Source organism: Phenylobacterium sp. GW821-FHT12F10, from assembly GCF_058806695.1.
The window spans coordinates 1,517,560-1,540,575 of the sequence record NZ_JBXAPY010000001.1 but is presented as its reverse complement, the minus strand read 5'-3'; the positions used below and the strand labels follow the sequence as shown (position 1 = coordinate 1,540,575).

The following is a 23,016-nucleotide window of genomic DNA, read 5'->3' as shown; positions in this document are numbered from 1 at the left end:
CAATTCGCAGATGGAGCGCGGCGGTTAGGCCGCGCCGCCCTTGTCGCGGCGCTCGGCGTAGATGACCAGGGGCTGGGCCCGGCCCTCGACCACCTCGGCGTTGACCACCACTTCCTCGACGCCGTCATAGGTCGGCAGCTCGTACATGGTCTCGAGCAGGATGCCCTCCAGGATGGAGCGCAGGCCCCGCGCGCCGGTCTTGCGGATGATGGCCTTGCGGGCCACCGCGTTGAGGGCGTCGTCGGTGAAGGTCAGGCCGACGTTCTCCATGTCGAACAGGCGCTGGTACTGCTTGACGAAGGCGTTCTTCGGCTCGGTGAGGATCTTCACCAGGGCCGGCTCGTCCAGGTCGTCCAGGGTCGCGATGACTGGCAGACGGCCGACGAATTCCGGGATCAGGCCAAAGCGCAGCAGGTCGTCCGGCTCCACCTGACGGAAGATCTGGCCGGTGCGGCGGTCGTCGGGGTCCGACACCTTGGCGCCGAAGCCGATCGACGTGCCCTGGCCGCGGGCGGAGATGATCTTCTCCAGGCCGGCGAAGGCCCCGCCGCAGATGAACAGGATGTTGGTGGTGTCGACCTGCAGGAACTCCTGCTGGGGATGCTTGCGCCCGCCCTGCGGCGGCACGGAGGCCACGGTGCCCTCCATGATCTTCAGCAGGGCCTGCTGCACGCCCTCGCCCGACACGTCGCGGGTGATGGACGGGTTGTCCGACTTGCGGCTGATCTTGTCGACCTCGTCGATATAGACGATGCCGCGCTGCGCCCGCTCGACATTGTAGTCGGCGGCCTGCAGCAGCTTCAGGATGATATTTTCGACATCCTCGCCGACATAGCCCGCTTCGGTCAGCGTGGTGGCGTCGGCGACGGTGAAGGGCACGTCGATGATTCGGGCGAGCGTCTGGGCCAGCAAGGTCTTGCCGGTGCCGGTCGGACCGATGAGCAGGATGTTGGCCTTGCCCAGTTCGACGTCGTTATTCTTCGAGGCGTGGTTGAGGCGCTTGTAGTGGTTGTGCACCGCCACAGCGAGCACCTTCTTGGCGTGATCTTGTCCGATCACGTAATCGTCGAGGACTTCGCGGATTTCCTTGGGAGTCGGCACACCGTCCTTGGACTTCACGAAGGAGATCTTGTGCTCCTCGCGAATGATATCCATGCACAGTTCTACGCACTCATCACAGATGAACACGGTCGGGCCCGCAATCAACTTGCGGACCTCGTGCTGGCTCTTGCCGCAGAATGAGCAATAGAGCGTGCTCTTGGAGTCTCCGCTGGCGGCCTTGGTCATGGTCGTTTCTCACTCTATGACGACCGGCTGTTCACCGAGACGTCCGTCCCCGGAGGCGTTTCCTGACGCCATCAATGCAGGATACGCGCCGCAGGTTGTCTAATCCTTGACATTCCCCGATCCGTCCAAGGATCACAAGCCTTTGGGGGGACATCGCGACAATTGGCGGCCGGGGCGCCCGATGGCGGGCGCGTCCGAATCCCTAGATGGGTGTGCGCCAGATCGGGACAAGACGTCGGCCCCGGACGCGACGACACGCCTCTCCCCCTAAGGTACGCGCCGCACCTGCCGATTGTTCCCAATAGACAAGCCCGTGCAAGGGCGCGAGGGGATGGTCATGGCGAAGCGAACTCTGCGCGGAAACGGCGCGCCCTCCCACGAACTCCTGGACGATCAGATCGAGGACGCCGGCATGGTGGCCTTCGACTTCGACGGCACCATCACGGTGCGCGACAGTTTCACCGAATTCCTGAAGTGGCGGGTGGACCAGGGCCGCTACATGTCGGGCATGGTGCGGCTGATCCCCGCGGCGGTCGGTTATCTGGGCCACCGCAACCGCGGCCGCATCAAGGCCGCGGCGGTGCGCGAGTTCCTCAAGGGCATGACCCGCGACGAACTGGAGGCCCAGGCGCGGGCCTTCGCCGAGGTGGCGGCGCCCAGCCTGCTGCGGCCCGACGCCCTGCAGACCTGGCGACGCTGGCGCCAGCGCCACGCCAAGCTGGTGATCGTCAGCGCCTCCCCCGACATGATCGTCGCCCCCTTCGCCCGCGGCCTGGGCGCCGACGCCCTGATCGCCACGGAGCTGGCCTTCGACGCCAATGACCGGGTGACCGGCGCCTTCCTGGGCCCCAATTGCCGGGGCCCGGAGAAGGTGCGTCGCCTGCGCGCCGCCTTCGGTCCCGACGTGACCCTGAAGGCCGCCTATGGCGACACCAGCGGCGACCGCGAGATGTTGAAGATCGCCGACCACCGCGGCTATCGTGTCTTCAAGGAACGTCCCTGACGGGGTGAGGCCGTGAAGCACGCCGGTGAGACCGCCCTGGACCAGCTGGAGCCCCTGCTGGCCCGCGTCCGCGCCCTGCCCGGCCTGACCGAGAAGAAGCGCGGCGTCTTCTACCTCAAGTCCCGCGCCTTCCTGCATTTCCATGAGGACCCCAAGGGCCTGTTCGCCGACGTGCGCGATGAGTCCGGCCGGGATTTCGACCGGTTCGACGTCACCGCCAGCGGCGAGGCGATGCTGGCCGCGGCCCAGGCCCGGCTCAGGGCCTAGCCGACCAGGGCTCGGCCTGGCCGATGACGGTCAGCAGCCGGTCGCTGCGGATGGCCTCGAGGGCCCCCTGCGAGATCTCGGCGTTGGTGAGCCAGCGGGCGCGGCCGGCCTCGACCCGGAACCCCAGGACAATCTGCCGCACGGCGCAGCGCGGCAGGCCCTCGGCCACCCGACGGGCCGTCTCGAGACGCTCGGAATGGGCGGGATCGGCGACGGCGCTGCCCAGCACCTGGAACATCGCCCCCTCGACCCGCGCCGCCAGCAGGCGCGGCGCCTCGATCCTCAGGGTGTGGAACCAGGCGACGGCGCGGTCGATCGGACCCGAGCGCGCGATCGCCGCATCGAGGGCCGCCGAGAAGCTGCTCCCGTCGTGATAGTCGCAGTCGAAGCCGTCGGCCCCGGCGGCGTGAGACGCGTGGCGCGACAAGAGCGAAAGGCGCCCGCCGTCGCCGGCGAGCGCCTCGCAAAGTCCGGAAAGCATCCCGGTGCCGCCCACCACCAGGGTGTGCGCCACCACGGAGACTAGTCCTCGGAGCGGTTGGCCTGGACCAGGTCGATCAGACCCCACTCCTTGGCTTCGTCGGCGGTCATGAAGGTGTCGCGATCGAGCTTTTCCTCGACCTCTTCGTAGGACCGGCCGGTGTGCTTGGCGTAGATCTCGTTCAGGCGGCGCTTGGTCTTGATGATGTCCTCGGCGTGGCGCTCGATGTCCGAGGCCTTGCCGGAATAGCCGCCCGAGGGCTGGTGGACCATGATGCGGGCGTTGGGCAGGCTGATCCGCTGGCCGGGCTCGCCGGCCATCAGCAGGAAGGAGCCCATGGAGGCGGCCATGCCCATGCAGAGCGTGACCACGGGGCTCTTGATGTACTGCATGGTGTCGTAGATCGCGAGACCCGAGGTCACCACGCCGCCCGGCGAGTTGATGTACATTTGGATCTCCTTCTTGGGATTCTCGGCCTCAAGATAGAGCAGCTGGGCGCAGATCAGCGCCGACATCCCGTCCTCGACGGGACCGTTCAGGAAGATCACGCGCTCCTTCAGGAGGCGCGAGAAGATATCGAAAGCACGCTCGCCGCGGCTGGTCTGCTCGACCACCATCGGGACAAGGTTCAGGGCGGTCGTCGCCGGATCAAACATTGGGAGGAAGCCCTTCTCGATGTGAACGACTCTGGAACGCGAGCCGTGTACCCGTCCGATATCGCGTGCCGAGGTGGCCTGCGCAAGGTGACCAATAGCCTCGATAGCTCTTAAGAGTTGGCGAAGGCCGCCGCGGCGGTCTCCCGCGCCCCCCGATCCCCTCCCCCGAAACGAAAAAGGGCGCCCCGTGGGGCGCCCTCGATCGCGAACGGGCCGACGCTCTTAGGCGCCGTAGCCCGCCGGCATGTCGTCTTCCTTCAGGAGATCGTCCTTGGACACCTTCTGATCCTTCACCTTGGCCTGCTCGACGATCAGGTCGACCACCTTGTCCTCGAAGATCGGGGCGCGGAGCTGGGCCTGGGCGGCGGGGTTCTGGCGGAAGAAGTCGAAGATCTGCTGGGCCTGCGGGCCATAGCGCATGGCCTCGGCGCGCATGGCCTCGCCCAGCTCCTGGTCGGTGACCTGGACATTGTTGACCCGGCCGATCTCGGCCAGGACCAGACCCAGGCGCACGCGGCGCTCGGCGATCTTGCGGTATTCGGTCTGCAGGACGTCGTCGGTCTTTTCCAGGTCCTCGGGGGGAAGCGTCCCGCGTTCCTTGTCAGACTGCACCTGGCCCCAGATCTGGGCGAACTCGGCCTCGACCATCTTGGGCGGCAGGGGGAAGTCGTGCTTCTCGTCGAGCACGTCCAGCAGGGCGCGCTTCAGCTTGAAGCGCGAGGCGCCGGCGTACTGGCTTTCGAGGTTGGTCTTCAGCAGCTCGCGCAGCTTTTCCAGGCTCTCGACGCCCAGGCGCTCGGCCAGGCTGTCGTCGGCCTTGGACTCCACCGGAGCCTTCACTTCCTTGACCGTGGTTTCGAATTCGGCGTCCTTGCCGGCCAGGTTCGGGGCCTGGTACTCGGCCGGGAAGGTCACCTTGACCATGACCTTGTCGTCGGGCTTGGCGCCGACCAGTTGTTCCTCGAAGCCCGGAATGAAGCTGCCCGAGCCCAGCACCAGCTCGGTGTCGGCGCCCGTGCCGCCCTCGAAGGCGACGCCGTCGACGCGGCCGATGAAGTCGATGACGACCATGTCGCCGTCCTTGGCCTTCACCGACTTGCCGGTGCGGGTCTCATAGGTGCGGTTCTGCTTGGCCAGCTCGTCGACGGCCTCGTTCACCTCGGCCTCGGTGGGCTCGTAGACAGGGCGCTTGAGCGAGATCTTGGTGAGGTCGGTGGGCTCGAACTCCGGCATCACCTCGATGGCGATCTCATAGGCCAGGTCGGCCTTGCCCTCGATGACCTCGGCCATGTCGCCGCTCGGCGTCAGGTCGGGATCGCCGGCGGGGCGCAGCTTGTTGTCCTCGAGCACCTTCTGGGTGGTCTCGTTGAGGGTCTGCTCCACCACTTCGCTCATGATGGCCTTGCCATAGAGCTTGCGGACGTGGGCCTGCGGCACCTTGCCGGGCCGGAAACCCTTGATGTTGAGGGTCGGCGTGATCTCGGCGATCTTGGCTTCCATCCGTTCCGCCAGGTCCGACATGGGGACGGTCACACCAAAGACCTTGCTCAGGCCTTCACCAGACTTCTCAACGATCTGCATCGACATTCTTGGATTTCCCGGACACGGCGCGGTCTCGCGCCTTTCAGGTCCGCCTCGGCTGAATAGGTAAGCGCCGCCAGGGCTGGCGGCGAGCGGGCGACCTTATGTCATTTCGCGGCGCGCACTCCAAGCCCAAAGAGGGCGCCAGGCCCCCTCACCCCGCGCGGCGCACCAGGAGGTTGACCCAGCCCTCGTTCTCCCGCCCCGAGCGCACATCCCGGCTAAGGGTCAGGTCGAGGATCTCCAGACCTCCGACCTCGGCGATCAGGGCCCGGGCCGTGGTCTCGTCCAGGTCGGTGAAGTGGCGGCCGTAGGCCTGGCGTTCGCCGGTTCCCAGCTTGAAGGACATCTCCCAGACCCCGCCCGGAACCAGGGCGTCGCGCAGACGGGCCATGGCGCCCGGCAGCTCGGCGCGGGGGACGTGCAGCAGGGAGGCGCAGGACCAGATTCCGTCGAAGGCCTCGCGCCAGGCCACCTGGTCGAAGGTCAGGTGGAGCACCTCCAGCCCCGTATGGGCCGAGGCCCTGCGCGCCATCTGCGCCGAGCCGTCGAAGGCGGTCACCTCGAAGCCCGCCTCGCGGAAGGCCAGGGCGTCGCGGCCCGAGCCGCAGCCGGCGTCCAGCACCCGGGCCTCCGGGGCCAGGGCCTCGACGAAGCGGCGGCGGGCCTGGGACATGTCGGCATGGGCGGTGTCGGCGAAGAACCGGTCGGCGTTTTCGTCATAGTAACCGGTGGACAAGGCCGCCTCCCCGTCGAGCGAACCGACAATCTGGTGCGGGCGAGAGGACTCGAACCTCCACGCCTTGCGGCGCTGGAACCTAAATCCAGTGCGTCTACCAATTCCGCCACGCCCGCACTCTCGGCCCCCTTTAGGGGTTAGCGCCCGCCCCGCCAAGGCCCGCCAGGTCGAGGGCCAGGGGAATCAGCGAGGCCAGCAGCAGCAGGGCCATGGTCACATTGAACCCCCGCAGGACCGCCGGGCGGTCGAGGAACCGGCGCAGCGCCACGCCGAATCCGGTCCAGGTCGCCACGCAGGGGCCGTTGATGGCCATGAAGACCAGGCTGACCAGCACGACATTCACCGTGTAGTGCTCGGCCGGGGCGTAGGTGGTCACCGCGCCCAGCGCCATGGCCCAGGCCTTGGGATTGACCCACTGGAAGGCCGCGGCCTGCCAGAAGGTCTGCGGCCGCCCCCCGCCCTGCCCGCCGGCGATTCCCTTGGCCGTGGCGATCTTCCAGGCGAGCCAGATCATGTAGGCGCCGCCGATCACAGCCAGAATGTCGTGCAGGGGCGGATAGGCCGCGAAGAGCCCGCCGAGCCCCAAGCCGATGGCGATCACCATGACCCCGAAACCGATCGCCACGCCCCCAAGGTGGGGCACGGTGGCGCGGAAGCCGAAATTGGCCCCCGAGGCCATCAGCATGGTGTTGTTGGGTCCAGGGGTGATCGAGGACACGAAGGCGAACAGCGCCAGCGCCGCGAGCAGTTGGGGAGTGAGGGACGTCATCGGCTTTCCTTGAGGTCGCCAGACAACGGACGGGGGGCGTTCGAACCCTTCGCAAAACCCCCTCGCCGCGTCGGGAGGGGTTTGGGTCGATCGAAGCTAGATCGCACACCCCTCGCGCATAGCTACGCACCAGGCCATGGAGGCCTGGGTGCGAATAGCCAGGAGTGCGGCGCGAAGGCGGGTCACGTGTGCGGTCATCCTATTGGACGGCCGGCTGTTACCACGCAGGGCCAAGCTTGGCCACAGCCGAGCCTACCGCAGGTCGTAGAGCCGGCGCAGCACCAGGGGGGCCAGGCCGGGAAGGTCCTCGGAGATCAGGCCCGGACCGTGCAGGTCGGCGGCCTCGGCGTGGATCCAGGCCCCGGCGCAGGCGGCCTCGAAGCTCTCCATGCCCTGGGCGATCAGGGATCCGATGAACCCGGCCAGGACGTCGCCGGAGCCGGCGGTGGCCAGCCAGGGCGAGCCGTTGGTGTTGACCGCCGCACGGCCGTCGGGGGCGGCGATCACGGTGTCGGGCCCCTTGAGCAGGACGATGGCGTCGGCCTTCTTGGCGGCGCGGCGGGCCGCGGTGATCCGTTCGGGGGCGCTCTTCAGCAGGCCGGGAAACAGCCGCTCGAACTCGCCGGGATGTGGCGTGAGGACATCGTCGACATCGAGGACGGAGAACAACTCCTCGGGATCGTCGCGGAAGACGGTGATGGCGTCGGCGTCGATCACCAGGGCCGCCCCGGTGCGAGCGAGGGCCAGCACATTCAGCAACGTCGTCTCGTTGACCCCGGCCGCCGGACCGATGACGGCGGCGTCGACGTCGGCGGCGATCTGCTCCAGCTCCACCTCGGTGTCGAAGGGCCGCAGCATGACGGCCTCCAGGTGGGCGGCGTTCACCGAGAGCGCGTCGGAGGGCGACAGCACGGTCACCAGGCCGGCCCCCATCCGCAGGCCGGCGCGGGCGGCCAGGCGCGCGGCGCCGGTGCTCCAGGCGTCGCCGCTCACCACCACCAGGCGGCCGCGGGCGTGCTTGTGGGCGCTGACCACCGGCCAGGGAAACCGCGAAAGCCAAAGCTCGGGGGTGTTCTCGATCAGGGTCCCGCCCCCGCCGGACAGGCCGATGTCGGCCACCACCACCTCGCCGCAGCTGCTGGCCCCCGGCTCAAGCACGTGGACCGGCTTCTTGGCGTGGAAGGTGACCGTCAGGGCGGCGCGGAAGGCGGTGTCGCCCAAGGGGCGGCCGGTGTCGCCGGACAGGCCGCTGGGGATGTCGACGGCCACCACCCGCTCGGGCATGCGCTCGCAGAGGCGGGAAAGGCGCGCGGCCTCTCCGTCCAGGGCGCGCGCCAGGCCGGCGCCGAACAGGGCGTCGACGTAGAGTTCGGCCTCGCGGCGCGACTGCCCGGCCTCGAAGGTCTCCCCCGTCCACAGCGCCGCGGCGGCCTTGGCGTCGGGCGCGGCCGGCGGCGCCAGGCGCTCGACCCAGACGTCCCAGCCGCGCTCGGCCAGCAGGCGGGCCACCACATAGCCGTCGCCGCCATTGTTGCCGGGGCCGCACAGCACGACGGTCGGCCGCGGCGTGAAGCGCTCGCAGATGGCGTCGGCCACGGCCGCGCCGGCCCGGGCCATCAGGACCTGGCCAGGGGTTCCGGCCGCGATCGCCGCGGTGTCGGCGGCGGCCATCTCGCTGACGGTGAGGATCGGCCGCACGCGCATACTCCTGGAACTAAAGGACGCCTGTGGAGGCTTCTCGCCCCTGCTCCACCAGACGCAAGGTGTTTCCGTCGGTTTCCAGCACGCTGATGGAGGCGTGGTCGGGACGGAACACCAGAACGCGCTCGTCGCCGGCGAGCTGCGACATCACCGCATTGATCGCCACATAGTGGCTGAACACCGCGGTCCGGGCCCGCGCCTTGAGGGAGGCGGCCACGTCGCGACGCCAGGCGTCGTAGTCCAGATCGCCCTTCACGTCCTGCCAGCGTCCCTGGAAGACCTCGCGCAGCCACGGCGGCCGCTCCTCGGCGGAGAGGCCCTTGGGGGTGGGGATCTCGCCCACATAGGTGTCGATCTCGATCTCGACGCCCAGGGCCTCGGCGGTGGGCTGGGCGGTCTCGCGGCAGCGGCGCAGGGGCGAGCTCACCACCTTGGTGGGCCGCTCATGTTCCGGCAGGGCCAGCAGGACGTCTCGGGCGGCCTCGGCCTGGGCCTTGCCGGCGGCGTCCAGGCCCGGGTCGTCATCGGCCTCGCCCCAGACGGCGGCCGGCTTGCCGTGGCGGATCAGATAAAGTCGCGACATGGGTGATCTCAGTCTGGGATGAACAGGTTCTTCTGGCCGTCGTCGATCTGGCTGACGGTCCCGGTGCGCCCCACCCCTTCGCGCGATTCCAGGTCCCGCAGGGTGGCCTCGTCGCTGGGAGTCTGGGCGACGAAACGGCGGCCCTCGGAATCCCGGCCGACGACGATGCCCAGCATGTAGCCCTCCCGGCCATGAACCACCGTGTACGTCTCTATGGTGGCGCGGCCTTGCGGCTGTTCGATGACAGCCGGATGCGGCAGGGCGTCGATCTGGGCCTGGATCACCTTCGGATCCTGGCGGTCGAAGGGCCTGGCGGGGGGTTGGGTGGAATAGACGCCGGTGGACTGCTTGGTGAGGAACCAGCCGTTGGCGGTGATCAGGCCCCAGTCGCCGGGATGGGCGCGCAGACGCTGCATCATCACGGCGATGGAGTGCATGGCGTAGTTGTTCCCGGGGCCGCCCATGTAGGGCAGCCCTCCGGTGACCGTCAGGCCGCGGGGGTCGTCCAGCTTCAGGCCCAGCTCCTCGGCGCCGATCTCCACGGCGACGGGGAAGCACGAATAGAGATCGATGTGGCCGATCTGATCGAGGGAGACGCCGGCCATCTCCAGGGCGCGCTGGCCCGTCAGGCGCATGGCCGGGCTGGAATGGTAGTTCTGGCGGTCGATGGGGAACCACAGGTCATAGGCGTCGGCGCAGCCGTGCAGATAGACCAGCTTGTCCTCGGAAACCCCCAGTTCGCGCGCCTTCTTCAGGCTGCAGACCAGGACCCCGGCCGCCTGGTCCACCTCCATGATGGCGTTCAGGTACTTGGTGTAGGGGAAGCCCACCATGCGGTTGCGCTCGGTGACCGTCACCAGCTCCTCCGAGGAGCGCTCCACCGGGAACCAGGCCTCGGGGTTCTTGGCCGCCACCTTGGTGAAGGGGGCGAAGAGATCGCCCATCTGCTTCTGGTGGTCGGGGATGGAGCGGCCGTCGCGGGCCCGCAGGGCGTTCTCGAAGAGCGGATAGACATTGATGGGCCGGCCCAGGCCGTGCCGGTTCTCGTAGGGGGTGGAGCCCGGGCGCGGATCGCCGATGCGCTCCGGCTCCGGCAGCTCCTCGGCGTCGTCCCAGTCGGCGAAGCCCAGGCCCTTGGTCAGCCGCTTGGTGGCCGAGCCCAGGAACTCGCAACCCACCACCAGGGTCATGTCGTTGTCGCCGCGGGCGATCCGCTCGCAGGCGATGTTGATCAGCTGCTGGGGGCTGTTGCCCCCCATGTGGGAATAGACCGCCCAGCGCGGATCGGCGCCCAGGCGCTTGGCCAGGGTGGCCGGCGGATTGGTGGAGTGCGGCACCAGGCGCCCGCCACCCGGCGCGTCGATGGTGAAGCCCACCACGGCCAGGCCATCCAGGGCCGCGAGCGCTTCTGCGCCGAGCCCGGCGTCGGCCGCCGCGCGTTCCGCCGCAATCTTCAGCAGCTGGGTCGGGGACGGCGAGGCGCCGGCCTCCCCCCGATAGGTGAATTGGCCCGCTCCGATAAGAACTGGGGTCCTGTCGTCCATCTCACACGCCTCCGCCCGAACTTGAGCGGCGATCCTAGGCGCCCGATCGCCGCCGACAAAGGCGATTCCAGCAGTGGTTATTTCTTGCGCAGCCCCTGATGAGAAAATAGACATTCGCCAATTCCCATCCGCCACCGCGCAACCCTCGGCGGGCGCCCCCTTGTCGCCCCACGTCGGAGCGTGCTCGTAGCCGGCAACCGCTGGGGCGGCGCTGTTTGAGTACCAAGTCGGGCCATGAAGAAAATCGAAGCGATCATCAAGCCGTTCAAGCTCGACGAGGTGAAGGAAGCCCTTCAGGAACTCGGCGTTCAGGGCATGACCGTGCTCGAAGCCAAGGGCTACGGCCGCCAGAAGGGTCAGACCGAGCTCTATCGCGGCGCCGAGTACGTCGTGGACTTCCTGCCCAAGATCAAGATCGAGGTGGTGGTCGCGGACGACCAGCTCGAGAGCGCGCTCGAATCCATCATCGGCGCCGCGCGCACCGGGCGCATCGGCGACGGCAAGATCTTCGTGTCGGAAATTATCGACGTTCTGCGGATCCGGACCGGGGAGACGGGCGCCGCGGCCGTCTAAGACTTTAGCCTATCGAGACATCTGCAAGGGGATTACGACTATGGCGACCGCCAAGGATATTCTGAACGAAATCAAAGAGAAGGACGTGAAATACGTCGACGTGCGCTTCACCGATATCCGCGGGAAGATGCAACACGTCACCTTCGACATCGACCTGGTGGACGATGACTTCCTGAACGACGGCACCATGTTCGACGGCTCGTCGATCGCCGGCTGGAAGGCCATCAACGAAAGCGACATGAAGCTGCGTCCGGACCTGGACAGCGCCTACATCGACCCCTTCTATCAGCAGACGACGCTCTGCCTGTTCTGCGACGTCGTGAACCCCGACACCGGCACCCCCTACGACCGCGACCCGCGCTCCATCGCCAAGGCGGCCCTGAACTTCGTGAAGGCCTCGGGCATCGGCGACACGGTGTTCTTCGGCCCGGAAGCCGAGTTCTTCATCTTCGACGACGTGAAGTGGTCGGTGCAGCCGAACAACACCGGCTACTCCTATGACTCCATCGAACTTCCGGGCAACTCCGCCAAGGAATACGCCGAAGGCAACATGGGCCACCGCCCGGGTCCCAAGGGCGGCTACTTCCCCGTCAACCCGATCGACTCGGCCCAGGACCTGCGCGGCGAAATGCTGGCGGTGATGGGCGAGCTCGGCATGAAGCCCGAGAAGCACCACCACGAGGTGGCGCCGGCCCAGCACGAGCTCGGCCTGAAGTTCGACACCATGATCGTCATGGCCGACCGTCTGCAGCTCTACAAGTACGTCATCCACAACGTGGCCGCGGCCTACGGCAAGACCGCCACCTTCATGGCCAAGCCGATGTTCGGCGACAACGGTTCGGGCATGCACGTGCACCAGTCGATCTGGGGCGACGGCAAGCCGCTGTTCGCCGGCGACAAGTACGCCGGCCTGAGCCAGATGTGCCTCTGGTACATCGGCGGCATCATCAAGCACGCCAAGGCCATCAACGCCTTCTCCAACTCCACCACCAACAGCTACAAGCGTCTGGTGCCCGGCTACGAAGCCCCGGTGAAGCTGGCCTATTCGGCCCGCAACCGCTCGGCCTCGATCCGCATCCCGCACGTGGACAGCCCCAAGGGCAAGCGTCTGGAAGCCCGCTTCCCCGACCCCATGGGCAACCCCTACCTGACCTTCACCGCCCTGCTGATGGCCGGCCTCGACGGCATCATCAACCAGATCGATCCGGGCGCGCCGCAGGACAAGAACCTCTACGACCTGCCGCCGCGTGAGCAGAAGAAGGTCCCGGAGGTCTGCGGCTCCCTGAAGGAAGCCCTGGAGAACCTCGACAAGGACCGCGCCTTCCTGAAGGCCGGCGGCGTGATGAGCGACGACTTCATCGACGCCTATATCGAGCTGAAGATGGAAGAGGTCATGCGCCTGGCCCTCCACCCGCACCCGGTGGAGTTCGAGATGTACTACAAGTGCTAGTCGGCGCTTGAGCCACACCTAGCCAAGGGCCGGAGAGCGATCTCCGGCCCTTTTGCTTTGCCCGGGTTGCGGCTATCACCCCGCCCAAGGGAGCTGCGGCTTCCACCAAGCTCAAGGCCCAGACATGTCCGACACGCCCCCCGACCGCCTCGCGATCAGCCCCAACAGCCCCTATTACGACGCCGCCGTCCTGGAGCGCGGCGTGGGGGTGCGCTTCAAGGGCGTCGATAAGACCAATGTCGACGAGTACTGCGTCAGCGAGGGCTGGGTGCGGCTGTCGGTGGGCGCCACCGTGGACCGCAAGGGCAACGCCATGACGGTGAAGCTGCAGGGTCCGGTGGAGCCTTACTTCCGCGATCTTCCCGAGACGTGACCCCGCCGCCCCGCTTCGCGCGCCTCGTCCTCGTCACCCCGGACGGCGCCGTTGTGGGCGCCCTGCCCGCCCTTCCCATCGCCACCCCCTGGTGGCAGGACATCGCCCCGGTGATCGCGGCGGTGCGCGCGGCGCATGGCGTCGAGATCACCGTCCTGCGGGTCCTGGAGATCGCCGCCAATCCCAAGTCCGTGAAGGTCACCTACCTGGCCGAGGTCGCCGAGCCGGTCGCCGTCGCCGAGCCGTGGGACGGCGAGTTGGACGACCAGCCGCTGCGCAACAGCTACGCCAAGCTGGGCGGGCCCGCGGCCGACCTGGCCTGGGCCAAGGCCATCCTGTCGCAAAAGGGCCTGACGCCCGCCGGCGCGCCACGGCAGGTGCGCACCTGGAACCTGTCGAGCCTGTGGGCGATCCCGGTCCAGGGGCAGACCGTCTGGCTGAAGGCCACCCCGCCCTTCTTCGCCCACGAGGCGCCGCTGATCGAGGCCCTGGCGGGGGAAGCGGTCCCGAAGTTGCTGGGGTACGGCGACGGGCGGATCCTGATGGCGGAGCTGCCGGGCAAGGACCTGCACGAGGTCGAGATCGACCAGCTCTTCCCCATGGTGGACCTGCTGGTGGGCATCCAGGCCAAGTGGATCGGCCGCGAGGCGGAACTCTTCGCCCTGGGCCTGCCCGACTGGCGCGGCCCCGCTCTCACCGCCGCCATCGCGGCGGTCTTCGAGCGCACCGCGCCGGAACTCTCCACCAAGAACCGGGGCGCGCTCACCGCCTTCATCGCCGACCTGCCGCGGCGGTTCGCCGAGCTGGCGGCCTGCGGTCTGCCCGACACCCTGGTGCACGGCGACTTCCACCCCGGCAACCTGCGCGGCGATGGCCGGCATCTGGCCCTGATGGACTGGGGTGACAGCGGGGTGGGACACCCCCTGCTGGACTCATCGGCCTTCCTCGACCGCGTGCCGGCCGAGGCCCTGGACGCCGTGCGCGCCGTCTGGCTGGCCCACTGGCGCGACGCGGTCCCCGGGTCCGACCCGGCCCGCGCGCTGACCCTGCTGGCGCCAATCGCCGCGGCGCGGCAGGCTGTCGTCTATCGCGGCTTCCTCGACAAGATCGAACCCGCCGAGCACCCCTATCACGCCGCCGATCCGGCCGACTGGCTGACCCGCACCGCCGCCCTGGTGCGGGCGGAGCCTAGGCCCGACTCGCCGCGCTGACCGCGTCGAGCAACTCCATCTGGGCGATGGAGTCCTTGCCGCTGGTCAGGGGCGGCGGCCCACCCCGGCACGCCTCGACGAAGGCGCGGAGCTGGAAGTCATAGGTGGGCTCGCGGCTGAAGGTCTCGCGGCGCGGCGGGCCGCCCCCGACGGTCACCTCGAGCAGGTGGCCCACCTGCGGGGCGAGCGGGTTCACAGCCTTCAATGATCCCAGAGTCCCGGTGACTTCGAGGAGCGCCATCGGCGTCTCCTCCACCATGGAACCGCTGATGCGCGCCGTGGCCCCGTTCGGAAACAGGAGTTCGGCCTGCGTGGCATGGTCCACCCCGCCCCGCCCGAAGACGCCGCTGGCCCGCACGACGGTGGGCTCAGCCCAGGCCGCGGTGCGCACCCAGTGCAGGGGATAGGTCCCGATATCCATCAGCGACCCGCCGCCCAGGTCGCGCTCGTAGCGGATCTCGGTCCCGTCATCCACGAGCCCGGTCTGGAACACCGCGGCTAGGTCGCGAACCTCGCCCAACTCGCCCGAGCCGATGATCTCCAGCACCCGGGCGAACAGCGGATGGTAGCGGTAGTGGAAGGCCTCCATCAGCACCTTGCCGCTGGCCAGCGACGCGGCGACCATTGCCCGGGCCTCGCCGCCGTTCATCGCGAAGGGCTTCTCGCACAGCACATGCTTGCCGGCCTGCAGGGCGGCGATGGAAAGGTCGGCGTGCCGGGATGGAGTCAGGGCGTTGTAGATGGCCTCGATGTCGGGCCGCGCGATGAGCTCTTCATAGGTCTCAGCGATCTCGGGAATCCCGTGCTGGTCGGCAAAGGCCCGCGCGCGGATCGGGTCGCGGGCGGCGACGGCCACGACGGTGGCGACGCCGGTCGCCCTCGCCGGCAGGACCATGGCCGTCGGCGCGATCTTGGCCGCGCCCAGAATGCCGATGCGCAGCGGCGCCTGCGTGGTGGTCATAGGGTTGTCCCCAGGGTTGGTGCGTCAACGCGGCGCGTCCATTGCATTAGACCGGAGGGCGATTCATACCGAGCGCCCATCGAATCGATCCAGTTTCCGCCCATGCCCGACAAGCCCCAGGCTTCCCTGTTCGACGACGCCCTCAATCCCGCCCCGGCCGCGCCGCTGGCCGAGAGCCATGAGCCGCGTCCCGACCCGGCGATCACCGGCGGCTACTCGGCCAAGGACATCGAGGTCCTCGAGGGCCTGGAGCCGGTCCGCAAGCGCCCGGGCATGTATATCGGCGGCACCGACGAGCGGGCCCTGCACCACCTGTTCGCCGAGGTCCTGGACAACGCCATGGACGAGGCCGTCGCCGGCCACGCCAAGTTGATCGAGGTGATCCTCGACGCCGACGGCATGCTCACCGTGAAGGACGACGGCCGCGGCATCCCCGTAGACCCGCACCCCAAGCATCCGGGCAAGTCGGCCCTGGAAGTGATCATGACCGTCCTGCACTCGGGCGGGAAGTTCTCCGGCAAGGCCTATGAGACCTCCGGCGGCCTGCACGGCGTCGGCATCTCCGTGGTCAACGCCCTCTCCGAGCGCGTCGATGTCACCGCCTTCAAGGACGGCTTCGAATGGCGCCAGGCCTTCACCCGGGGCAAGGCGATCGGCGGCATCGAGAAGCTCGGCGCCACCAAGAAGCACGGCACCAACATCAGCTTCGCCCCCGACCCGGTGATCTTCGGGGAGGGCGTGGCCTTCAAGCCGGCCCGCCTCTACCGGATGGCGCGCTCCAAGGCCTACCTGTACGGCGGGGTCGAGATCCGCTGGAGGTGCGATCCTTCGCGAATCCAGGACCAGACCCCGGCGGAGGCCACCTTCCGCTTCCCCAACGGCCTGGCCGACTTCCTGGCCGAGCGGGTGAAGGGCATCGAGACCGTCACCCCCGAGCCCTTCGCCGGGCGCTACGAGCGCAAGGGCGAGGCCGGCAAGGTCGAATGGGCCGTCACCTGGACCCCGGCCGGCTTCGGCGAGGCCGACAGCTTCATGCAGTCCTACTGCAACACCGTTCCGACCCCCGAAGGCGGGACCCACGAGGCCGGCCTGCGGGCGGCCCTGACCCGTGGCCTGAAGGCCTATGCCGAACTGACCGGCGAGAAGCGCGGCGGGGTGATCACCGCCGACGATGTTGTCTCCCAGGCCGGCTGCCTGGTGAGCGTCTTCGTCTCCAATCCCGAGTTCCAGGGCCAGACCAAGGAGCGGCTCTCCTCCAGCGACGCCCAGCGTCTGGTGGAGAACGCGCTCCGCGACCCCTTCGACCACTGGCTCACCGCCCAGCCCAAGGCGGCCAGCGCCCTGCTGGAGTTCGTCATCGAGCGGGCCGAGGAACGGCTGAAGCGCCGGCGCGACAAGGACGTGGCGCGGGCCTCGGCCACGCGCAAGCTGCGCCTGCCCGGCAAGCTGGCCGACTGCTCCGCCAACGCCATCGACGGGGCCGAGATCTTCCTAGTGGAGGGCGACTCCGCCGGCGGCTCGGCCAAGCAGGCCCGCGACCGCCGCACCCAGGCCATCCTGCCCCTGCGCGGCAAGATCCTGAACGTCGCCTCGGCCACCCTCGACAAGATGGGCGCCAACAAGGAGCTGTCGGACCTGATGCTGGCGCTCGGCGTCCAGGCCGGATCGCGGTTCAAGGAAGAGGACCTGCGCTACGAGCGCGTGGTGATCATGACCGACGCCGACGTCGACGGCGCCCACATCGCCAGCCTGCTGATCACCTTCTTCTACCGGACCATGCCCGACATGATCCGAGCCGGGCGGCTCTATCTGGCCCTGCCGCCGCTCTATCGGATGAGCCACGGGGGCAAGACCATCTACGCCCGCGACGACGCCCACCGCGAGGAGCTGCTGGCGACCGAGTTCAAGGGCAAGAAGCCGGAAATCGGCCGCTTCAAGGGCCTGGGCGAGATGATGCCGGCCCAGCTCAAGGAAACCACCATGGACCCCAAGAAGCGGATCCTGGCCCGGGTCACCCTGCCCCGCTCCGAGGAGGCCGTGGAGGACCTGGTGGAGGCCCTGATGGGCCGCAAGCCGGAGTCGCGCTTCCGCTTCATCCAGGAAAACGCCGAGTTCGCCGCCGCCGACCTCGACTGGACCTGAAGCCCCACAATCGTCGCCAAGACGAGACCCGCCCGAACCCCAAGTCGCGGAACGCGTTGACTTGAAGGCGGCAGCCCCTATCTTCCGCCGCGCGCAACGATCGCCGTCCGCGCCGCCGCGGTTCCGCATGCCTCTTTACCGGGCGCGTTTCCGCCCAAATAGCAACTGATGACCGAATTTTCTGAACTGGGCCTATCGCCCGCTACGCTCCAGGCCGTGGCCGACACCGGCTACACCACCGCCACGCCGATCCAGGCCGAGGCCATCCCCGTCGCGCTGCAAGGCCGCGACGTCCTTGGCATCGCCCAGACCGGCACGGGCAAGACCGCCGCCTTCACACTGCCGATGATCGATCGACTGGCCGCCGGCCGGTCCAAGGCGCGCATGCCCCGCGCCCTGGTCATCGCGCCGACTCGCGAACTGGCCGACCAGGTTTCGCTGTCCTTCGAGAAATACGCCAAGGGCCAGAAGCAGAAGCTCTCCTGGGCCCTGCTGATCGGCGGGGTCTCCTTCGGGGACCAGGAAGCCAAGCTCGATCGGGGCGTCGACGTCCTGATCGCCACCCCCGGCCGCCTGCTGGACCACTTCGAGCGCGGCAAGCTGCTGATGACCGGGGTGCAGATCCTGGTGGTCGACGAGGCCGACCGGATGCTCGACATGGGGTTCATCCCCGACATCGAACGCATCTTCAAGCTGACCCCGGCCAAGAAGCAGACCCTGTTCTTCTCGGCCACCATGCCGCCGGAGATCACCCGGCTGACCAAACAGTTCCTCAATGATCCGGTGCGGATCGAGGCGACTCGTCCGGCCACCACCGCCGACACCATCACCCAGTACCTGGTGCGCCTGCCCACCTCCGATCCCAAGGCCAAGCGCACGGCGCTGCGCATGCTGATCGGCGCCGACGACGTGCGTAACGGCATCGTCTTCTGCAATCGCAAGTCCGAGGTCGATATCGTCGCCAAGTCCCTGAAGACGCACGGCTTCGACGCCGCGCCGATCCACGGGGACCTGGATCAGACGACGCGCATGCGCACCTTGGAAGCGTTCCGGAAGGGCGAGCTGAAGCTGCTCTGCGCCTCCGATGTGGCCGCCCGCGGCCTGGACGTCCCGGACGTCAGCCACGTGTTCAACTACGACGTGCCGCACCATGCCGACGACTATGTGCACCGGATCGGTCGCACCGGCCGGGCGGGCAAGCTCGGCAAGACCTACATGATCGTCACGCCGGCCGACGCCAAGAACATCGACAAGGTGCTCAAGCTGATCGGCAAGGCGCCCGAGGAGATCACCTTGGAGGGCGTCGACTTCGCCGCCATCAAGGACGAGAAGCGCAGCGACGGCCGCAGCGGCGGCCGTGACCGCGGCCGGGGCGGCGAACGCTCGTCGGGTCGTGGCGACCGTGATCGTGAGCGCTCGCGTCCGCGCACCCCGCATGGCGAAGTGGCCTCCCTCGATCCGTTCGTGGCCGATCCCGACGCCGTTCGCGCGCCCAGGCCCGAACCCGTCGCCGAGGCGCCCAAGGTCGAGGCCGAGGCCAAGCCGCGCGGTCGCGCCCGTGGCCGTGTCCGCACCCCCGAGGCGGAGACCGCCTCCGCCCCGGCGGAAGCCGTGGCCCAGCCCGCCGAGGAGCGCGCCCCGCGTCCCGAACGCAGCGAGCGCTCCGAGCGTGGCGAACGTCCGCGCCGCGAACGTGAAGATCGTCCCCGCCGCGATGCGGCGCCGAGCGAGGCCCGCGCGCCCCGCGAACGCGAGGAGCGGCCCCGCCGCGACGCCGCCCCGACCGAGGGTCGCGCCCCCCGGGAACGCGAGGAGCGTCCGCGCCGCGACGCCGCGCCGACCGAGGGCCGTCCCTCGCGGGAACGCGACCGCGACCGGCCCCGCCGCGAGGAGCGCGACGACGGCGACCGCGTGGTCGGCTTCGGCAATGACATGCCGGCGTTCTTGAAAATCGCCCCTACCCGGCCTCCGAGCGAAGATTAAGCGACGCAGGGGTCCCAAACGAGCGTCGCTTTAACGGCTCGTTTGGCTATGCGGCTTATCGTCCTTCCCAAGCTCAGGTCGCCTGCAATGCGCGCGGGTCCGGCCTGGAGATCGGGGAACCTGTACGATGAGCGGTGGGATCGAAGTCAAGCTGCGCGGGCCGGATGCCTATATCCTGGCGCGCAAGGCGCTTTCGGCCATGGAGCAGCATCAGATTTGGCCGACGGCGGTCAATTTCGAACTGTGGACTCACTGCGTCGGCGATCCGGAGGGCGACCTGGCCCGGGAGATCACCCGAATCATCTCCACCGGTGAGGCCTTCACCGACAACCTCAGCGACGAGTTGGCGGCGGTCTACCTGCCCAAGGCCCGCCTGAACGAACAGATCCGCGACGCCGGAGACGCCCTGACCAAGGAACTGGCCAACGTCTCCGAAGCCATCGAGACGGCCCAGAAATCCAGCGTCGCCTACGGCCAGACCCTGGCCACCGCCTCGAAGTCCCTGAGCGAGCGCGACGACGCCGGCCACGTGAAGTCGATGATCGACACCCTGGCCACCGCCACCAAGCGCGTGCAGAAGGAAAACCGGTCGCTGGAGAAGCGCCTGACGGATTCCACCGCCGAGGTCGCCCGCCTGCGCGAGCACCTGGAGCAGGTCCGCCGCGACGCCACCACCGACGGCCTCACCAACCTGGCCAACCGCAAGGCCTTCGACGACGAGCTGGAGCGGGCCTGCGCCGAGGCCGACGCCAAGGGCGAGAGCCTGGCGCTGGCGGTCATCGACATCGACCACTTCAAGAACTTCAACGACACCTGGGGTCACCAGACCGGCGACCAGGTCATCCGCTATGTCGCCAGCGTGATCGGCGGCCGCGGCGCCCCGCCCCGCTTCGCGGCCCGCTACGGCGGCGAGGAATTCGCCCTGATCTTCCCCCGGGAAGGCGGCGAACTGGCCCTGGCCACCCTGGAGGAGATCCGCGAGGAGGTGTCGTCGCGCATGCTCAAGCGCCGCTCGACCAACGAGGACCTGGGCACCATCACCGTCTCGGCCGGCCTGGCCGAACGCCTGCCCGGCGAAAGCGCCCACAACTTCATGGAACGCGCCGACGGGGCCCTCTATTCCTCCAAGCGCGGCGGCCGCAACCGGGTCAGCCGGGCCGAATCCGTGGCCGTGGCGGCATAAGCTTCCGGACGGAGACGCTTTTCCCCTAGCCTGACGCGGGGGTATCCTCCCTTAGATCGTGCGCAACGACGCCCGGGAGGAAACCATGGCCTATTCCAAGCTCAAGACGTCCGTGCAGGACGGTGTCGGCCTGATCACCATGACCGATCCCGGCACGCTGAACGCGGCCGGCCTGGATCTCATGGATGAACTGCAGCAGGCCTTCGACGCCTTCGCCAAGCCGGATTCCGGCGTACGCTGCGTGGTGCTCACCGGCGAGGGCCGCGGCTTCTGCTCCGGCGCCAACCTCTCGGGCCGTGGCGGCCCCCAGGCGCCGGCGCCTGATCCCGAGGGCCCCGACGCCGGGGCCGCCCTGGAGAGCGTCTACAACCCCTTCATGAAGGGCCTGCGGGACTATCCGGTCCCCATCGTCACGGCGGTGAACGGCGTCGCCGCCGGCGTCGGCTGCTCCCTGGCCCTGATGGGCGACCTCATCGTCGCCGCCGAGAGCGCCTATTTCCTGCAGGCCTTCCGCCGCATCGGCCTGGTGCCGGACGGCGGCTCCACCTATCTGCTGCCCCGGCTGATCGGCAAGGCGCGGGCCATGGAGATGGCCCTGCTGGGCGAGCGCCTGCCGGCCAAGACGGCGCTGGACTGGGGCCTCATCAACCGCTGCGTCCCCGACGATCAGCTGATGGCGACCACCCTGGAGCTGGCCAAGGCGCTGGCCACCGGCCCCTGGGCCCTCGGCTCGATCCGCAAGCTGATCTGGGAGAGCCTGGACGCCGAATGGGCCGACCAGCTCCACGCCGAGCGGATGGCCCAGAAGGCGGCTGGCCGGACCGAAGATTCTCGGGAGGGCGTGGTCGCCTTCCTGCAAAAGCGCCCGGCGGCGTTCACGGGCCGGTAGGTCCGCAGCGTCCGCCTGGCCTGAACGGGGGACAGGCCCATGAAGCTGATCGTCACCATCCTCGGCGCCCTGCTGGCGCTGCTGGGCGGGGTCTGGGTCCTGCAGGGGCTCAACATCCTGCCGGGCAGTTTCATGACCGGGGATATCAAGTGGGCCATCTATGGCGGGATCGCCGTGGTCGTGGGCCTCGGCCTCATCGTCTGGAGCCGGCGCAGGGCCTAGGTTCGGCCTTGCCCCGACCTTCCCGGCCCCCGATGGTGACCCCCCTTCGGAGGCGCCCATGCTTACGGTCCATCACCTGAACAATTCCCGCTCCCAGCGGGTGCTCTGGCTGCTGGAGGAGTTGGGGACCCCCTACGAAATCAAGCACTACCAGCGCGATCCTCAGACCATGCTGGCGTCGCCGGAGCTGAAGGCGGTCCATCCCCTGGGCAAGTCGCCGGTGATCACGGTGGACGGCGGCGTGCTCGCCGAGACCGGCGCCATCATCGACTACATCGTCGCCCGCTACGGGAAGGGCCGGCTGATCCCGCCACCCAACACGCCCGAGCGCCTGGCCTGGACCTACTGGCTGCACTTCGCGGAGGGCTCGGCCATGCCGCCCCTGCTGCTGAAGCTGGTGTTCAGCGCCCTCCCCGCCCGCGCGCCTGGTCTGCTGCGGGGCCTGGTGAGGTCCATCGCGACCCGCGCCCAATCCGGCTTCGTCGATCCGCAGCTCAAGACCCTGTTCGACTATCTTGAGCAGGTCCTGACCCGCACCGAATGGTTCGCCGGACCCGAGTTCACCGCCGCCGACATCATGATGAGCTTCCCCCTCGAGGCCGCCGCCGACCGCGCGGGCGCCCTGGTCGGCCGCCCGCACCTGGCGGCGTTCCTGGAGAAGATCCACGCGCGGCCGGCCTACAGGCGCGCCCTGGAAAAGGGCGGACCCTACGCCTACGCCTGAACCCGGCCGATCAGGGCCACCGCCGTCGCCGGCGGGGCCTGTTCGATGCGGCGGTAGACCCGGCAGTCGTCGGTGCGGAAGAACAGGCCCAGGCCGATCAGGTCGCGGCGCAGCAGGGCGTGGTCGCCGAAGTCGTGAAGCGTCTTGAGCCGGTCGCTGATCTGCTTCTCGTTGAGCTCCTCGCGGGCGGGGAGTTTTGACCACAGCACCCAGAGCGCCAGGATCTGGTCGCTGCGCTTGGCGGGCCAGCGGGTCAGGCGGCCCTCGGGTCCGAAGCAGCGGGCCACCCGCTCCACGGCGGCGAGATCGGCGGACTCCCTGGGCGCGGTTTCCGGCGGCGCCGCCTCGTCGGCCTGGGCCCTCAGGTCCTGGAAATTGCGGCGACCCGCCGAGCGGGCCAGCATGTTCAGCAGTTCGACGTGGCTGGGCGCCGTGGCGCGGTCCAGGAGCTGGGCGCGCAGGGCCTTGGCGAAGCTGGAGACGTCCTGCGTCTGCAGCGGAATGACGGTTCTCGACATGATCTATCCCTCGCGTGCCGGGGATGAACGGTGATCGCCCTTCCGATCTGGCACGGTGAGAGGTGTCAGTCGATGAAGTCAGGAGCAGGTTTAGCAAACCCTCGCGGGCGGCGATGCCTCGGTGAACTGCGGACCGTGGGTTTGCGAATAGGGGCGGCCGCGCGAGCCGTCAAGCG

Annotated in this window: 23 protein-coding genes and 1 tRNA gene; 12 read left to right on the top strand and 12 right to left on the bottom strand. The window is 68.7% G+C overall.

Annotated elements, in window-relative coordinates; translation table 11 throughout:
• Window positions 1-24 precede the first annotated feature (24 nt).
• Window positions 25-1,287, bottom strand: coding sequence for an ATP-dependent Clp protease ATP-binding subunit ClpX (gene clpX, locus AC1RN5_RS07735; protein WP_304780075.1), 1,263 nt, complete (start codon window positions 1,285-1,287; stop codon window positions 25-27).
• A 337-nt stretch (window positions 1,288-1,624) separates the two neighbouring features.
• Here clpX and AC1RN5_RS07730 point away from each other — a divergent pair, with 337 nt between their 5' ends.
• Both AC1RN5_RS07730 and AC1RN5_RS07725 read left to right on the top strand, forming a co-directional pair.
• Window positions 1,625-2,290 (top strand): HAD-IB family hydrolase, encoded by a 666-nt coding sequence (locus AC1RN5_RS07730; protein ID WP_493040643.1) that lies wholly within the window; start codon window positions 1,625-1,627, stop codon window positions 2,288-2,290.
• 12 nt (window positions 2,291-2,302) lie between these two features.
• Window positions 2,303-2,557: a hypothetical protein gene (locus AC1RN5_RS07725; RefSeq protein WP_493040642.1), complete on the top strand. Its 255-nt coding sequence runs from the start codon at window positions 2,303-2,305 to the stop codon at window positions 2,555-2,557.
• Here AC1RN5_RS07725 and AC1RN5_RS07720 read toward each other — a convergent pair.
• From AC1RN5_RS07720 to AC1RN5_RS07680, 9 genes are all read right to left on the bottom strand, one after another.
• Window positions 2,547-3,074 carry a Rossmann-fold NAD(P)-binding domain-containing protein gene (locus AC1RN5_RS07720; RefSeq protein ID WP_493040641.1) on the bottom strand — a complete coding sequence of 176 codons (528 nt, stop codon included), beginning with the start codon at window positions 3,072-3,074 and terminating at the stop codon, window positions 2,547-2,549. The two genes, AC1RN5_RS07725 and AC1RN5_RS07720, sit on opposite strands and share 11 nt — an antisense overlap.
• A 5-nt stretch (window positions 3,075-3,079) precedes the next feature.
• Complete coding sequence (locus AC1RN5_RS07715) at window positions 3,080-3,694, bottom strand: ATP-dependent Clp protease proteolytic subunit (protein WP_493040640.1); 615 nt, start codon at window positions 3,692-3,694, stop codon at window positions 3,080-3,082.
• A 222-nt stretch (window positions 3,695-3,916) separates the two neighbouring features.
• A complete protein-coding gene (gene tig, locus AC1RN5_RS07710; RefSeq protein ID WP_493041478.1) occupies window positions 3,917-5,275 on the bottom strand; it encodes a trigger factor in 1,359 nt (452 codons plus the stop codon).
• Window positions 5,276-5,429: 154 nt separating this feature from the next.
• Window positions 5,430-6,014: a class I SAM-dependent methyltransferase gene (locus AC1RN5_RS07705; RefSeq protein WP_493040639.1), complete on the bottom strand. Its 585-nt coding sequence runs from the start codon at window positions 6,012-6,014 to the stop codon at window positions 5,430-5,432.
• A 31-nt stretch (window positions 6,015-6,045) separates the two neighbouring features.
• Window positions 6,046-6,130 (bottom strand) — tRNA-Leu (locus AC1RN5_RS07700).
• A 14-nt stretch (window positions 6,131-6,144) separates the two neighbouring features.
• Entirely contained in the window at window positions 6,145-6,783 is a 639-nt protein-coding gene (locus AC1RN5_RS07695; protein ID WP_493040638.1) for a LysE family translocator, read from the bottom strand.
• Window positions 6,784-7,035: 252 nt separating this feature from the next.
• Window positions 7,036-8,487 carry an NAD(P)H-hydrate dehydratase gene (locus AC1RN5_RS07690; protein ID WP_493040637.1) on the bottom strand — a complete coding sequence of 484 codons (1,452 nt, stop codon included), beginning with the start codon at window positions 8,485-8,487 and terminating at the stop codon, window positions 7,036-7,038.
• Window positions 8,488-8,497: 10 nt separating this feature from the next.
• Window positions 8,498-9,067: a histidine phosphatase family protein gene (locus tag AC1RN5_RS07685; RefSeq protein WP_493040636.1), complete on the bottom strand. Its 570-nt coding sequence runs from the start codon at window positions 9,065-9,067 to the stop codon at window positions 8,498-8,500.
• Between the two features lie 8 nt (window positions 9,068-9,075).
• Window positions 9,076-10,611: an acetyl-CoA acetyltransferase gene (locus AC1RN5_RS07680; RefSeq protein WP_493040635.1), complete on the bottom strand. Its 1,536-nt coding sequence runs from the start codon at window positions 10,609-10,611 to the stop codon at window positions 9,076-9,078.
• Window positions 10,612-10,845: 234 nt separating this feature from the next.
• Here AC1RN5_RS07680 and AC1RN5_RS07675 point away from each other — a divergent pair, with 234 nt between their 5' ends.
• From AC1RN5_RS07675 to AC1RN5_RS07660, 4 genes are all read left to right on the top strand, one after another.
• Window positions 10,846-11,184, top strand: a complete 339-nt coding sequence (locus tag AC1RN5_RS07675) for a P-II family nitrogen regulator (protein ID WP_421931554.1) — start codon at window positions 10,846-10,848, stop codon at window positions 11,182-11,184.
• A gap of 40 nt (window positions 11,185-11,224) precedes the next feature.
• Window positions 11,225-12,634, top strand: coding sequence for a type I glutamate--ammonia ligase (gene glnA, locus AC1RN5_RS07670; RefSeq protein WP_493040634.1), 1,410 nt, complete (start codon window positions 11,225-11,227; stop codon window positions 12,632-12,634).
• Between the two features lie 124 nt (window positions 12,635-12,758).
• Window positions 12,759-13,007 (top strand): DUF3297 family protein, encoded by a 249-nt coding sequence (locus AC1RN5_RS07665; RefSeq protein WP_421931556.1) that lies wholly within the window; start codon window positions 12,759-12,761, stop codon window positions 13,005-13,007.
• Window positions 13,004-14,218, top strand: a complete 1,215-nt coding sequence (locus AC1RN5_RS07660) for an aminoglycoside phosphotransferase family protein (protein ID WP_493040633.1) — start codon at window positions 13,004-13,006, stop codon at window positions 14,216-14,218. The genes AC1RN5_RS07665 and AC1RN5_RS07660 overlap by 4 nt, the downstream gene beginning before the upstream one ends.
• Here the strand turns inward: AC1RN5_RS07660 and AC1RN5_RS07655 are convergent.
• Window positions 14,196-15,179, bottom strand: a complete 984-nt coding sequence (locus AC1RN5_RS07655; protein WP_493040632.1) for a Gfo/Idh/MocA family protein — start codon at window positions 15,177-15,179, stop codon at window positions 14,196-14,198. The genes AC1RN5_RS07660 and AC1RN5_RS07655 overlap by 23 nt on opposite strands.
• A gap of 102 nt (window positions 15,180-15,281) precedes the next feature.
• Here AC1RN5_RS07655 and parE point away from each other — a divergent pair, with 102 nt between their 5' ends.
• From parE to AC1RN5_RS07625, 6 genes are all read left to right on the top strand, one after another.
• The gene (parE, locus tag AC1RN5_RS07650) at window positions 15,282-17,321 is read left to right on the top strand and encodes a DNA topoisomerase IV subunit B (RefSeq protein WP_421931559.1); all 2,040 of its coding nucleotides are present in this window, start codon (window positions 15,282-15,284) and stop codon (window positions 17,319-17,321) included.
• Between the two features lie 168 nt (window positions 17,322-17,489).
• Entirely contained in the window at window positions 17,490-19,304 is a 1,815-nt protein-coding gene (locus tag AC1RN5_RS07645; RefSeq protein WP_493040631.1) for a DEAD/DEAH box helicase, read from the top strand.
• A 127-nt stretch (window positions 19,305-19,431) separates the two neighbouring features.
• Window positions 19,432-20,487, top strand: coding sequence for a GGDEF domain-containing protein (locus tag AC1RN5_RS07640; RefSeq protein ID WP_421931561.1), 1,056 nt, complete (start codon window positions 19,432-19,434; stop codon window positions 20,485-20,487).
• Window positions 20,488-20,572: 85 nt separating this feature from the next.
• Window positions 20,573-21,376 carry an enoyl-CoA hydratase/isomerase gene (locus AC1RN5_RS07635; RefSeq protein WP_493040630.1) on the top strand — a complete coding sequence of 268 codons (804 nt, stop codon included), beginning with the start codon at window positions 20,573-20,575 and terminating at the stop codon, window positions 21,374-21,376.
• 39 nt (window positions 21,377-21,415) lie between these two features.
• Window positions 21,416-21,598, top strand: a complete 183-nt coding sequence (locus tag AC1RN5_RS07630; protein ID WP_493040629.1) for a hypothetical protein — start codon at window positions 21,416-21,418, stop codon at window positions 21,596-21,598.
• 58 nt (window positions 21,599-21,656) lie between these two features.
• A complete protein-coding gene (locus tag AC1RN5_RS07625) occupies window positions 21,657-22,322 on the top strand; it encodes a glutathione S-transferase family protein (RefSeq protein WP_493040628.1) in 666 nt (221 codons plus the stop codon).
• On the opposite strand, the gene AC1RN5_RS07620 is transcribed toward AC1RN5_RS07625, so the two are convergent.
• A complete protein-coding gene (locus AC1RN5_RS07620; RefSeq protein WP_493040627.1) occupies window positions 22,313-22,840 on the bottom strand; it encodes a DUF2087 domain-containing protein in 528 nt (175 codons plus the stop codon). The two genes, AC1RN5_RS07625 and AC1RN5_RS07620, sit on opposite strands and share 10 nt — an antisense overlap.
• Window positions 22,841-23,016: the final 176 nt, after the last annotated feature.

Coding starts and splice junctions, on each gene's coding strand:
- clpX (WP_304780075.1), bottom strand. CDS start 1,287: ATGACCAAGGCCGCCAGCGGAGACTCCAAGAGCACGCTCTATTGCTCA.
- AC1RN5_RS07730 (WP_493040643.1), top strand. CDS start 1,625: ATGGCGAAGCGAACTCTGCGCGGAAACGGCGCGCCCTCCCACGAACTC.
- AC1RN5_RS07715 (WP_493040640.1), bottom strand. CDS start 3,694: ATGTTTGATCCGGCGACGACCGCCCTGAACCTTGTCCCGATGGTGGTC.
- tig (WP_493041478.1), bottom strand. CDS start 5,275: ATGCAGATCGTTGAGAAGTCTGGTGAAGGCCTGAGCAAGGTCTTTGGT.
- AC1RN5_RS07695 (WP_493040638.1), bottom strand. CDS start 6,783: ATGACGTCCCTCACTCCCCAACTGCTCGCGGCGCTGGCGCTGTTCGCC.
- AC1RN5_RS07690 (WP_493040637.1), bottom strand. CDS start 8,487: ATGCGCGTGCGGCCGATCCTCACCGTCAGCGAGATGGCCGCCGCCGAC.
- AC1RN5_RS07685 (WP_493040636.1), bottom strand. CDS start 9,067: ATGTCGCGACTTTATCTGATCCGCCACGGCAAGCCGGCCGCCGTCTGG.
- AC1RN5_RS07680 (WP_493040635.1), bottom strand. CDS start 10,611: ATGGACGACAGGACCCCAGTTCTTATCGGAGCGGGCCAATTCACCTAT.
- AC1RN5_RS07675 (WP_421931554.1), top strand. CDS start 10,846: ATGAAGAAAATCGAAGCGATCATCAAGCCGTTCAAGCTCGACGAGGTG.
- glnA (WP_493040634.1), top strand. CDS start 11,225: ATGGCGACCGCCAAGGATATTCTGAACGAAATCAAAGAGAAGGACGTG.
- AC1RN5_RS07665 (WP_421931556.1), top strand. CDS start 12,759: ATGTCCGACACGCCCCCCGACCGCCTCGCGATCAGCCCCAACAGCCCC.
- AC1RN5_RS07655 (WP_493040632.1), bottom strand. CDS start 15,179: ATGACCACCACGCAGGCGCCGCTGCGCATCGGCATTCTGGGCGCGGCC.
- parE (WP_421931559.1), top strand. CDS start 15,282: ATGCCCGACAAGCCCCAGGCTTCCCTGTTCGACGACGCCCTCAATCCC.
- AC1RN5_RS07645 (WP_493040631.1), top strand. CDS start 17,490: ATGACCGAATTTTCTGAACTGGGCCTATCGCCCGCTACGCTCCAGGCC.
- AC1RN5_RS07640 (WP_421931561.1), top strand. CDS start 19,432: ATGAGCGGTGGGATCGAAGTCAAGCTGCGCGGGCCGGATGCCTATATC.
- AC1RN5_RS07635 (WP_493040630.1), top strand. CDS start 20,573: ATGGCCTATTCCAAGCTCAAGACGTCCGTGCAGGACGGTGTCGGCCTG.
- AC1RN5_RS07630 (WP_493040629.1), top strand. CDS start 21,416: ATGAAGCTGATCGTCACCATCCTCGGCGCCCTGCTGGCGCTGCTGGGC.
- AC1RN5_RS07625 (WP_493040628.1), top strand. CDS start 21,657: ATGCTTACGGTCCATCACCTGAACAATTCCCGCTCCCAGCGGGTGCTC.
- AC1RN5_RS07620 (WP_493040627.1), bottom strand. CDS start 22,840: ATGTCGAGAACCGTCATTCCGCTGCAGACGCAGGACGTCTCCAGCTTC.